Source organism: Luteibacter sp., from assembly GCF_009912395.1.
GTDB lineage: Bacteria > Pseudomonadota > Gammaproteobacteria > Xanthomonadales > Rhodanobacteraceae > Luteibacter.
The window spans coordinates 191,161-202,378 of record NZ_WNDO01000005.1 but is presented as its reverse complement, the minus strand read 5'-3'; the positions used below and the strand labels follow the sequence as shown (position 1 = coordinate 202,378).

General features: G+C 65.4%; 10 protein-coding genes and 1 pseudogene. 5 read left to right on the top strand and 6 right to left on the bottom strand.

The features are described 5' to 3' along the window. Positions 1-12: 12 nt before the first annotated feature. Positions 13-918, bottom strand: a complete 906-nt coding sequence (locus GAK28_RS07570; protein WP_291776774.1) for an Hsp33 family molecular chaperone HslO — start codon at positions 916-918, stop codon at positions 13-15. A 125-nt stretch (positions 919-1,043) separates the two neighbouring features. Here GAK28_RS07570 and mtgA point away from each other — a divergent pair, with 125 nt between their 5' ends. Together mtgA and GAK28_RS07560 are read left to right on the top strand one after the other, a co-directional pair. Beyond that, a complete protein-coding gene (gene mtgA, locus GAK28_RS07565; RefSeq protein ID WP_291776731.1) occupies positions 1,044-1,772 on the top strand; it encodes a monofunctional biosynthetic peptidoglycan transglycosylase in 729 nt (242 codons plus the stop codon). A 93-nt stretch (positions 1,773-1,865) separates the two neighbouring features. Next, a complete protein-coding gene (locus GAK28_RS07560) occupies positions 1,866-2,294 on the top strand; it encodes a CBS domain-containing protein (protein WP_291776729.1) in 429 nt (142 codons plus the stop codon). Positions 2,295-2,304: 10 nt separating this feature from the next. Here GAK28_RS07560 and GAK28_RS07555 read toward each other — a convergent pair whose 3' ends face one another. Continuing rightward, positions 2,305-3,582: an MFS transporter gene (locus tag GAK28_RS07555; RefSeq protein ID WP_291776727.1), complete on the bottom strand. Its 1,278-nt coding sequence runs from the start codon at positions 3,580-3,582 to the stop codon at positions 2,305-2,307. A 171-nt stretch (positions 3,583-3,753) separates the two neighbouring features. On the opposite strand from GAK28_RS07555, the gene GAK28_RS07550 reads away from it, so the two are divergent. Next, positions 3,754-5,082 carry a serine hydrolase domain-containing protein gene (locus GAK28_RS07550; RefSeq protein ID WP_291776726.1) on the top strand — a complete coding sequence of 443 codons (1,329 nt, stop codon included), beginning with the start codon at positions 3,754-3,756 and terminating at the stop codon, positions 5,080-5,082. A gap of 58 nt (positions 5,083-5,140) precedes the next feature. Here GAK28_RS07550 and GAK28_RS07545 read toward each other — a convergent pair whose 3' ends face one another. The 4 genes and pseudogenes from GAK28_RS07545 to gcvT all read right to left on the bottom strand — a co-directional run bounded on the left by GAK28_RS07545 (position 5,141) and on the right by gcvT (position 9,163). After that, entirely contained in the window at positions 5,141-6,163 is a 1,023-nt protein-coding gene (locus tag GAK28_RS07545; protein WP_291776725.1) for an energy transducer TonB, read from the bottom strand. Between the two features lie 285 nt (positions 6,164-6,448). Next, a pseudogene (gene metJ / locus GAK28_RS24885) lies at positions 6,449-7,084 on the bottom strand (met regulon transcriptional regulator MetJ). 434 nt (positions 7,085-7,518) lie between these two features. Further along, positions 7,519-7,914, bottom strand: coding sequence for a glycine cleavage system protein GcvH (gcvH, locus tag GAK28_RS07535; protein WP_291776724.1), 396 nt, complete (start codon positions 7,912-7,914; stop codon positions 7,519-7,521). A 148-nt stretch (positions 7,915-8,062) separates the two neighbouring features. After that, complete coding sequence (gene gcvT / locus GAK28_RS07530; protein ID WP_291776723.1) at positions 8,063-9,163, bottom strand: glycine cleavage system aminomethyltransferase GcvT; 1,101 nt, start codon at positions 9,161-9,163, stop codon at positions 8,063-8,065. Positions 9,164-9,270: 107 nt separating this feature from the next. On the opposite strand from gcvT, the gene GAK28_RS07525 reads away from it, so the two are divergent. Further along, positions 9,271-10,413: an ABC transporter permease gene (locus tag GAK28_RS07525; protein ID WP_291776722.1), complete on the top strand. Its 1,143-nt coding sequence runs from the start codon at positions 9,271-9,273 to the stop codon at positions 10,411-10,413. Further along, positions 10,410-11,216, top strand: a complete 807-nt coding sequence (locus GAK28_RS07520; RefSeq protein WP_291776721.1) for an ABC transporter ATP-binding protein — start codon at positions 10,410-10,412, stop codon at positions 11,214-11,216. The genes GAK28_RS07525 and GAK28_RS07520 overlap by 4 nt, the downstream gene beginning before the upstream one ends. Positions 11,217-11,218 lie beyond the last annotated feature (2 nt).

Here is an 11,218-nt window from a genome sequence, read left to right as displayed (position 1 = left end):
GCGCGATCGGGATTACTGCAGCGTCTGCGACGTCGGCGGCGTATCGCCGTCGCTGAGGAGCTGCTCGGCGTCCACGCGGTCGAAGGTGTAGCGCGTGGCGCAGAATTCGCAGACCACCTCGATTTCGCCGCCGCGATCGTCCAGCGTCGCCTCGACTTCCGCACGTCCCAGGCCTTGCAGCATGCCCTCCACCCGCGTGCGCGAGCAGGTGCAGCCGAAGGCCAGATGCCTGGGTTCGTAAAGTTGCACGGTTTCTTCGTGGTAAAGGCGATAGAGCAGGTCTTCCGGGAGCGTCGCCAGCATTTCCGCCGACTTCAGCGTGGCGGTCAGGGCGCCGACGCGATTCCAGGCGTCGGCATCTTCCTCGGCTGCGTCATGGCCACCCTCGCCAGGCACCGGCTGCAACATCAGCCCGACCGCACGCTCGCCATCGGCGGCCAGCAGGATGCGCGTGGGCAACTGCTCCGACTTGAGGAAATAGGTTTCCAGCGCCTGGCCGATATTTTCGCTGTCCGCGAGATCGACGATACCCTGATAACGACCACGCTCCGCGCTGCCGACCGTGATGGCGAGCAGTTCGTCGTCCATGGTGCCGAGGTTCACCGCCTCGCCGAGGGAGTCTTCACCTTCGTCAAAGCGTGCCAGGCCGCGCAGGCGTCCCTTGTCGGTGCATTCGCTGAACAACAGGCGCACGGCGCCCTGGCTCTTGAACTCCAGGGAGAGCGAGCCATCGAACTTGATGTTGCCCGTCAGCAGCGCGCTGGCGGCGACCGTCTGGCCCAACGTGTCGCGCAAGGCCTGGGGATACTCGACGCGTGAGGCGATCTCCCGCCAGCTGGCGCCCAGGCGGACGAGCACACCGCGCACGCCCGCCTTTTCGAGCATGAACCGATGCAGCACGTCGTCGGTCAGGGACATGGGGGTGGTCGTATCGGTCACGGGTCTCTCCTTATGATCCGACGGAAGATGGGGCTTGCCGGCCCCCACGACAAGGCCGGCCGCGGGCACCCGTATACTGCGCCATCCTCCGCCATCGTGCCCCCATGAGACTGACGATCCGACGCCTGTTCCGTATCGCCCTGCTGCTGGTCGGCGCCTGGCTGGCTCTGTCCGTGCTGGTGGTGTTCGTGCTCCGCTTCGTGCCGCCATGGACCAGCGCCGTGATGATGGAAGACCGTCTGTCCGCCATGATGGACGGCGATACGAGTTTTCATTTCCGGCACCGCTGGGTGGCCTGGGACGACGTATCGCCCTACGTCGGCATCGCCATGGTCGCCGGCGAGGACCAGAAATTCCCGTTCCACCACGGCTTCGATGTCGATGCCATCCAGGACGCCATCGACGCGGCCGACGAGGGCAAGCGCCTTCGCGGCGCCAGCACCATCAGCCAGCAGGTGGCCAAGAACCTGTTCCTGTGGAACGGTCGCAGCTTCGTGCGCAAGGGTCTGGAAGCCTGGTACACCGTGCTGATCGAGGCGCTGTGGCCCAAGCGGCGCATCCTCGAGGTCTACATGAACAGCGTGGAGCTGGGCGACGGCATCTACGGCGTCGGCGCGGCGAGCGAGGTCTATTTTCACACCACGCCGAACCGGCTCAATGCGACGCAAGCCGCGCAGCTTGCCGCCGTGCTGCCGAATCCGCAGCGCTTCCGCGTCGACGCGCCCAGCGCGTATGTGCAGCGCCGCGTCGCATGGATCCTCCAGCAGATGGGACAGCTCGGCGGCCCCGCCTACCTGGAGCGTCCCGCGCCGGTTCGCGGTCGCGTGCGCTGACGCCTTCACCTGTCGCTTACTCGGTGTTTTGCTCACGGCGCTAGACTGGACTCCAACGCGGCGACGCGCCGCGCACAGCCAGTGGAGTCGAGCATGCAGCAGGTCAAGCATCTCCTTGAAGCCAAGGGAAAGGGTGCCTACTCGGTAGCTCCCGACGCACCGGTGATCGACGCGATACGCGTGATGGCCGAGAAAAACGTAGGTGCCCTCGTGGTGATCAAGGGCAGCGAACTGGTCGGCATCGTTTCCGAGCGCGACTACGCCCGCAAGGTCATCCTGAAGGACCGTTCGTCGCGCGACACCCCGGTCGCCGACATCATGACCGCCAGCGTGGTCACCGTCGCCCCGGACGCCACCGTGGACGAGTGCATGCGCCTGTGCACCGACAGCCGTTTCCGCCACCTGCCGGTGCTGGACAACGGGCGCGTGATCGGCATGATCTCCATCGGCGACCTGGTGAAGGCCACCATCTCGGAGCAGAAGGAAACGATCAACCAGCTCGAGAGCTATATCGCCGGCTAGCTGTCGTCGGCTAGCTGTCGTCGGCCTCGGGCAGCAGGTCAGGCGAGGTGGCCGCGCGCTTGGCGACGAAGGCCGCCACGCCGGCCAGGCCCGCACAGATCAGGCCCAGCGTTGCCACGGTGGCGCCCATGCCGCGCAAGGCGTTGAGACCCGAGGTGACCAGCAGGTCGCCCAGGCGCCATACCGTGGTCTCGACGAAGTTCTTGCCCTTGTAGCGGTCGTCGCGCGGGATGCGGGTGTACAGGGCATCGCTGGCCGGCTTGGTCATCCCGTAGGTCATGCCGCGCGTACCGATCTGCACGATCGTCACCAGGGACACCGCCCACCCCAACATCGCGATGTCGACCGGCCCGTTGATCGCCAGCGCGACCAGCAGCAGGAAGTTCACCACCGACGGCAGCACCATCGCCCAGACGGCGCCGAGGCCACGCAGCAGCATGGGCGTGATGGTCAACTGGAGCACGGCGCCGAACAGGTTGATCGCAAGATCCAGCCGCGCGTAGAACGCGGTACGAGCGGCGGTGTCGAGATAATGCGTCTTCGTGTAGTCGGCCATCAGCGCATAAGCCACCGTGGCCACACCGTCACTGAGCAGCATCAGGAAAGTCATGTTGCGCAGGAACGGCCGCGCGAACACGGCCTTGACCCCGTCGAGGATCGAGCCGCCGATGGGAGCGCCCGCGCTGCGATCGTTGCTCGCGGCGTTCGCAGGGATCGCCAGCAGCAGTCCCAGGGCCAGCAGCAGCGCCCCCGAGGACACCAGCAGCAACGGAGGCACGCCGATCCTGGCGACGAGCATCGAGGTCAGGAACGGTCCGACGAGCGCGCCTGCCATGCCGCCGAAAGCGATGAAGGGAAAGACCAGGCGGGCCTGCATGCTGCGGTACACGTCGGCCATGACGCTCCAGAACAGCGACACGACGAACAGGTTGAACACGCTGACCCAGACGAAAAACACCCGCCCCAGGTTCACCGCGCCGATACGATCCTGTGCCGAAAACGCGGGCATGAAGGCGATCAGGCAGGCCACGAAGAACAGGTAACTGCCACCGAGCACCCAGCGCCGCGGAAAACGCGAGACCAACCAACCGAAGATCGGGGTCAGCACCAGCATCACCACGAACAGGATCGCGTAGAACACGGGCAGCGACGACGATCCGGCGGCACCGATGAGCTGGTCGCGCACGGGGCGTATCACGTAGTAGGACGTCATCACGCAGAAGAAGGCGATGACCGAAAGCGCGAGGGTAATCCCATCGCCCAGGGCGGCGTGTCGACGAGCGTTCACGAGGTGGGCCGGCATATCCGGTGGAGGCGCGCAAAGCCTAGCACGGTGCCAGGGGCCATTCATTCAGGGTGATCAACGCGATTTGCGTTGTCGCGAGGCCGGAACTGGCAGACAATCGAAGCATCCAAGTATCGATGGCGTGATTCCACGCCGGGCTTTTGCGAGATAAGCATGTCGTTTCGTTCCGTTTCCCTGCTCGCCTGCGCGCTGGCTTGTGCCCTGGCCGCGCCCCTTGCCTTCGCCGCACCGCCCCCGCCCGCCACGCCGCCCGTTGTCCACAACGACCCGCAGTACGTGAAGCTTCCGCCGGAGCGGGTGAAAGAGACCATCGAGAACTACAAGCGCTGGCTCGACGAAGCCGAGTCGCGCGACGCCGCGCCGGCCCTGGTGACGGCGATCATCGTCGACGACAAGGTGGTGTACGAACGCGCCATCGGCTTCGCCAACGCGAAGACGAAAGAACCCGCCACGCCGGAGACCGTGTTCCGCCTCGCCTCGCTGTCGAAGGCCTTCGCCACGGGCCTCACCGCCGTACTGGTCCGCGACGGCTTCCTCAGCTGGGACACGAAGCTCGTCGACGTGCTCCCCTACTTCAAGCTCAAGGACATGCAGGCCGCGCAGCAGGCCACCGTGCGCGACATCCTCGGCCAGCGCCTGGGCCTGCCGCGCAACACCTACGACGCGATGCTCGAGGCCGATGCGCCCTATGAGGAACTGGTGCGCAAGCTCGACGAGGTGAACCTCTCCTGCAAGGTCGGCGCTTGCTACGGCTACCAGAACGTCGCCTTCAGCATGATCGGCGACGTGGTCTACGCGCAGACTGGCGATTACTTCTTCCGCCAGGTGGAGCGCCGCATCTTCACGCCGCTGGGCATGACCACCGCCAGCTACGGCCGCGACGCGCTGGAATCGAGCAAGAGCTGGGCACGTCCGCACCGCGGCGGCCCGCACAACTGGATTCCCTACGAGCCCAACGACGCCTACTACCGCGTCGCCCCGGCGGCGGGCGTGAACGCGAGCCTGCGTGACATGGAGCAGTGGCTCATCGCGCAGATGGGCGGTCGTCCGGACGTGCTGCCCGCGCAGGTGCTTGAAGTACTGCATGCTCCGGAAGTCTCCACGCCGGGCGAGGAACGCTCGCTGCCCTGGCGTCGCTCCCGCGTCAGCGATGCGCACTACGCCCTGGGCTGGCGCGTGTTCCGCTACGGCAACGAGGACCTGGTCTATCACGCAGGCGCCGTCTCGGGGTATCGCACGATGATCGGCTTCTTCCCGAAGTACCACGCCGGCGTCGTGAGCATGTGGAATGGCGCAGGCCCGATGCCCGCCGGCCTGATGCCGATGGTCTTTGACAGCCTGATCGGCCTGCCGCACGTGGACTGGGCGGGCGTGGAAGGCCCGGTGCACGCCGCCGCGCCGGCACCGAAGGCCAAGGCGAAGACCAAGGCCAAGGCCGCGCCGACGAAAAAAGCCGCGACCAAGAAGAAAAAGAAACCGTGACCCTGTAGGAGCGCGCTTGCGCGCGATCGCGCGCAAGCGCGCTCCTACAGGAAGCCCGTCAGCGGCCCAGGTTGAACTGGAGGCGGCGGCGCAGGGTTACCACCATCGGTTCGCCATTGCGCGTGGCCGGCTTGAACTCCCAGCGGCTCACAGCCTCGATGGCGGAACGGTCGAACACATGGCGGGGCTGTGAGTCGGTCACGTTGACATTGCTCACCGCGCCGTCGGTACCGACGGTCAGCTCGACGTCGACCCAGCCTTCCTGGTTCGCGCGCATCGCCGCCGTCGGATAACGCGGCTTGACCTGGTTGACCAGCACCGCGTCGGTGATCGTCTCGCCTTCCGGCGCCTTGCTGGCTGGCGCCTGCGTCACCGGAGCCGTGGTCCGGGGTTGCGCCGCCTGTTGCGGCGTGCGCGCCGCCAGCTCGCGTGCCGCCACCTGCTGGCGCTGCGCTTCCGCCGCCTGTTCGGCCGCCTGCTGCCGCGCAGCGGCCGCCGCGTTCTGCTGGGCGAGCTGCTGAGCCTTCTGGGCGTCGAGCGCCTGCTGCTGCTCGCGATCAAGCGTCTTGCGCTGGGCATCGAGCTTCGAGCGCAGGATGGTCAGGGTGTAATTCTCCGGATCGGCCTTCGCCAACAAGTCGATCTCGCGCTGCGCCTCGTTGAAGTCGCGCTGGTTGATCGTCTGCTCGGTGGCGGCGGCGCCATAGGAGAAGGTTTCCCGCAGCGCGTCGGCCGCGACGGGATTGCCCGGCTGCTTCTGCAGCACCTTCATGTAGAACTCGAAAGCGTTATTTCCTGCGGGCGCCACGAGACGCTGGTCGTTCATGGCCGCGCGCGCTTCATTGAGCAGCTGATCGACGCTCAACGCGTCGACGTTGGCCAGCGGCGTGTCGCGTGCACTCGCCGGACGCGCCGCCGACGCGGCCGGTGTCTCGCCCGTGCTGGCATCGCGATAGGGTCGGATGATCAGGAACCAGGCGGCCACGGCCAGAGCGGCGACAATGGCGAGCACGGCGATCGTGACGGGCTGGATCGCACCACGGGCCGGGTGACGCGAGGGAACACGGTAACGAGGAACCATGGCGGTACAAACCTTTTCCGCAGGACGCGCTCCCCCTGTAGGCATGGCGGAGACCCCCCGGTCACCGCAGCGCGATACGGCTGAAAGGTAAACGTAATGGTCCTGTGAATCCAGTCTGGAGACGTAGGAGGTTTTCGGGGGTGCGGAGTGAGTCGCGGTTTTGGGTCGTCCAAAAACGAAGAACCCCGGCATGGCCGGGGTCAAGTTTCGAAATACCTCCCCGCGCTGGGCACCGCGGGGAGGGAATTCGACACGAGCTTTCTTATTGGATGAAGCGGGTAAAGCTTAGGCCTTGACGGCCTTGGCGGCACGCGGAGCGCGCGGAGCCTTGGCGGCCTTCGGAGCCTTGGCGACGCGCGTGGCGCGCGGAGCCTTGGCGCCGGCAGCCTTCTTGGCGACGCGGGGCTTACGGGCGGTCTTGGTAGCGGTCTTCTTGGCGACGCGCTTGGTAGCAGCCTTCTTCGGGGCGGCCTTCTTGGCAGTTGCCTTCTTGGCAACGCGCTTGACGGCAGCCTTCTTGGCGGTGGCCTTCTTGGCTACGCGCTTGGTGGCGGCCTTCTTGGCGGTTGCCTTCTTGGCAACGCGCTTGACGGCGGCCTTCTTGGCGGTTGCCTTCTTGGCAACGCGCTTGGTGGCCGCCTTCTTGGCGGTACGCTTCTTGGCAGTGGCTTTCTTGGCAGTGGCCATGGTTCGTCTCAGCTCCTCATCAGTTGGCAGTGGTTGCCCAGTAAAAGCGTGGAGGAACGCTTCGACCAGCAGGTCGCTGTTCGTCGCGTGCCTCAAATTGTTCACCTGTCAGCGAGTACGTTCATCGGAAAGTAGCCGGAGCACATGCAGCGGAATCGAGACTGTGATCTTGCGAACCGATCCTGCTTTTGCACCGTGATCCACATACGGCCTGATGAATGTCTGTGTTTCCATTTCCGGGTTCCCCGTCAATTGACGCAAAAGCTATTCCTGAACATATCCGGTGTCAATAAATTTTGGCTCTAAATTGAAGGTCTTGCGGACGCATATCCACGCCCGGCATTCCATTTGGCCAAGTCATCGGCGTCATTTTGAATGACGCCACCGGGTAATCCGGCATTGCACCGGCATGTCCTGAAGTACGCAATGCGATTCAAGAAATACCTTAAATAATGATGTTTCCCGTTAATCGCCCGAAATGCGAAACGCGTTGACAACGCGTTTGCGCATGTCCTTCGACCGCTGCCAGACGGTCCCCGAAGGACCGCTTTCGGGGGATGAACGGAGTTCGACTGACCGGGAAAAAAAATTTCCCGGAAGACCCGCCCCGGACAAAAAAATGCCGGTCGAGGGACGACCGGCATGGGGGTCGAGCGATCCGACGAGGATCAGTGGTCTTCGTTCTCGACCAGTTCGGAGTACTCGTCCGGCGTCAGCAGGTTGTCGAGTTCGGACTTGTCGCTGATCTTCAGCTTGAAGATCCAGCCGTCGCCGTAGGCGTCGGAGTTGATCGTTTCGGGAGCGTCGGCGAGCTCCTCGTTCACCGCGATCACTTCACCGGAGAGCGGCGAGTAGATGTCGGAGGCGGCCTTGACCGACTCGACCACGGCCGTGCCGTTGCCGGCTTGCACGGAACTGCCCACTTCCGGCAATTCGACGTACACCAGGTCGCCCAATTGCGCCTGCGCGTGGTCGGAGATGCCGACAGTGACGGTGCCGTCCTGCTCGACGCGCACCCACTCGTGGGACTTCGCAAATTTCAGATCGCCGGGAATGTCGCTCATGGGTGTGGTCCTCGATGTCTCGGTTCGGGGCTGAGGTGATGGTAGCGGCCAATTGTACCGGTCTGGGCGTGACGGGAAAGCGGGCGCCGTATCGAAAGAGGGGAGCGACCGCGTCGCTCCCCTTCCTACATATATATATGTGTGCGGATCAGATGCCCGCCTTGGGCTGGCCGTCGCGGACGAAGGGGAACGTCACGACGCGCACCGGCACCTCGCGACCGCGGATGTCCACGCGGACATCACCCGGCTCGCCGGCCGGAATGCGGGCGAAGGCGATCGACTTGCCGAGCGTCGGCGCGAAACCGCCGGAGAGAATTTCGCCGTCGCCGTTGGCGGTGAGCACCTTCTGTCCGTGGCGCAGCACACCCTTGTCGTCCATCACCAGGCCGACCATCACGCGCTTCACGCCATCGGCCTTGTGCTTCTCTAGCGCGGTGCGGCCGATGAAGTCGCGGCCGTCGTCGAGCGAGATCGTCCAGGCCAGCGCGGCCTCCCACGGCGACACGGTTTCGTCCATGTCCTGGCCGTAGAGGTTCATGCCCGCTTCCAGGCGCAGGGTGTCGCGCGCGCCCAGGCCGGCCGGCGCGACGCCGGCGTCCTTCAGCAGGTTCCACAGTTCGACGACGCGGCTGTTCGGCACGACGACCTCGAAACCGTCTTCACCGGTGTAACCGGTGCGGGCGAGGAAGAGCGGCATGCCATTCGGGCCTTCGATCTCGATGGCGGCGAACTTGCCGAGCTTGGTCGCCTTCTCCTGGACGTCCGACGGCAGCAAGCCGATGAGCTTCGCGCGCGCGTTCGGTCCCTGCACGGCGATCATGCCGAATTCCGGACGCTCGCGTACGGAGACACCAAACGCGGCCGCCTGCTTTTCGATCCAGGCGAGATCCTTCGCGCGGGTGGCGGCGTTCACCACCAGGCGGAAGAAGTCTTCACGCAGGAAGTAGACGATGAGGTCGTCGATGACGCCGCCTTCCTCGTTGAGCATGCAGGTGTAGAGCGCCTTGCCCGGCTTGGCGAGCTTGTCGACGTTGTTGGCGACGAGCTTGCGGAGGAAGTCGCGGGTCTTTTCGCCGGTGAGGTCGACCACGGTCATGTGGGAGACGTCGAACATGCCGGCGTCCTTGCGCACGGCATGGTGCTCCTCGATCTGGGAGCCGTAGGCGATCGGCATGTCCCAGCCGCCAAAGTCGACCATGCGGGCGCCAAGCTCGCGGTGGGAAGCATTGAGTTCGGTCTTGTCGGTCATCGTCTTACCTTGAAGGGGATGGCGGGCGAAGCGGTCGACCATTATCGGGCCCTTGGGGCGCAAGGCCAAGCGCGACCGCAACATCGAGTCCTGCTAGCCTTCCCCTCATGGCGACCCCCTCCCTGCCCGGCACCGTCTCCCTCACCCGCGATTCGGGCGGCGCACGGCTGACCCTGCGTGGCGACTGGACACTGCCGCACTACGTGGACCTGCAACACCGGGCCAACGAACTGGCCGGTGATATGGGAACGGACGTCCAGGTGGATATCCACGACCTGGGGGCCATGGACACCTCCGGCGCGTTCGTCATCGCCGAACTGCTCGGCAGCGCGCGTACCCAGGCGCTGGCGCAGGACACCGCGCTCCCCGCCGCCCGCCGCGCGCTGTTGAAAACCGTCGCCGACGCCATCGACACCTACTGCACGGGAAACAAGCCGGTGCGCGACGCCGGTTTCGTCGTGCTGCTGGAGCGGATCGGCAAGGCCATGGCCTCGTTCTGGAAGCAGACGGCCAAACTGCTCGGCTTCATCGGCATCACCCTCCAAGGTTTCGCCTCCACGGTGTGGCGCCCATCGCGCTGGCGGGTCACCTCGCTGGTGTCGCACATCGAACAGACCGGCCTGGACGCGGTGCCGATCCTTGCCCTGCTCTCCTTCATGGTCGGCGCGGTGGTCGCCTTCCTCGGCGCCACGGCGTTGGCCAGTTATGGCGCCAGCGTCTTCACGGTCGACCTGATCGGCTTCGCCTTCCTGCGTGAATTCGGCGTGCTGCTCACCGCGATCCTGTTGGCGGGCCGTACCGCCAGTGCGTTCACGGCGCAGATCGGCTCCATGAAAGCCCGCGAGGAGATCGACGCCATCCGTACGCTGGGCCTGGATCCGATCGAGCTGCTGGTGCTGCCACGCACGCTCGCCCTCCTGATCGCCCTGCCTCTGCTCACCTTTGTCGCGATGCTTGCCGGCATCGTCGGCGGTGCCGTCGTCTGCCTGGCCACCTTGAAGATGTCGCCGTCGATGTTCCTGACTATGTTCCAGGACGACATGTCGATCGCGCAGTTCCTGGTCGGCATGGCCAAGGCCCCGGTGTTCGCCTTCATGATCGCCACGATCGGCTGCATGGAAGGCTTCAAGGTATCGGGCAGCGCCCAGTCGGTGGGCGAACACACCACCTCGGCCGTGGTGCAGTCGATCTTCGTGGTCATCCTGCTCGATGCCGTGGCGGCACTCTTCTATATGGAGATGGGCTGGTGAGCGCGCTCCCCACCCAGGCGACCGCGGTCGAACCGGTGATCCAGGTCCGCGGCCTGGTGAATCGCTTCGGCTCGCAGACGGTGCACGAGGACCTCGACCTCGACGTACGGCGCGGTGAGATCATCGGCATCGTCGGCGGCTCGGGCACGGGCAAATCCGTTCTGCTGAGAACTATCGTAGGACTGGTACGTCCCGTGGCCGGCGAAGTCCGCGTATTCGGGGAGAACCTGCTCGCGCTGGATGAAGAACGCCGCTCGCTGGTCGAACGACGCTTCGGTGTGCTGTTCCAGAGTGGCGCGCTGTTTTCTTCGCTGACCGTCGCGGAGAACGTCGCGCTGCCCCTGGTGGAGCACGCGAAACTGCCCCGCCCCGATGCCCAGCGCCTTGCCGGCGTGAAACTCGCCCTCGCGGGGCTGCCGGTGGACGCAGGGCGAAAGTATCCCGCGCAACTCTCCGGCGGCATGATCAAGCGCGCCGCGCTCGCCCGCGCGCTGGCGCTCGATCCGGAGATCCTGTTCCTGGACGAGCCCACCGCCGGACTCGACCCGATCAGCGCGGCCGCCTTCGACAGCCTGATCGTCACCCTGCGCGACGCGCTGGGTCTCACCGTGTTCCTCGTCACCCACGACCTGGACACCCTGTACTCCACCTGCGATCGCGTGGCGGTGCTATCGCAACGCCGCGTGCTCGCCGTCGGCCCGATCGACGAGGTGGCCCGCACCGACGATGCCTGGGTACAGGCGTACTTCAACGGCCCGCGCGGTCGCGCGGCCACCTTCGCCGCCACGCAAGGCAAGGACTGATC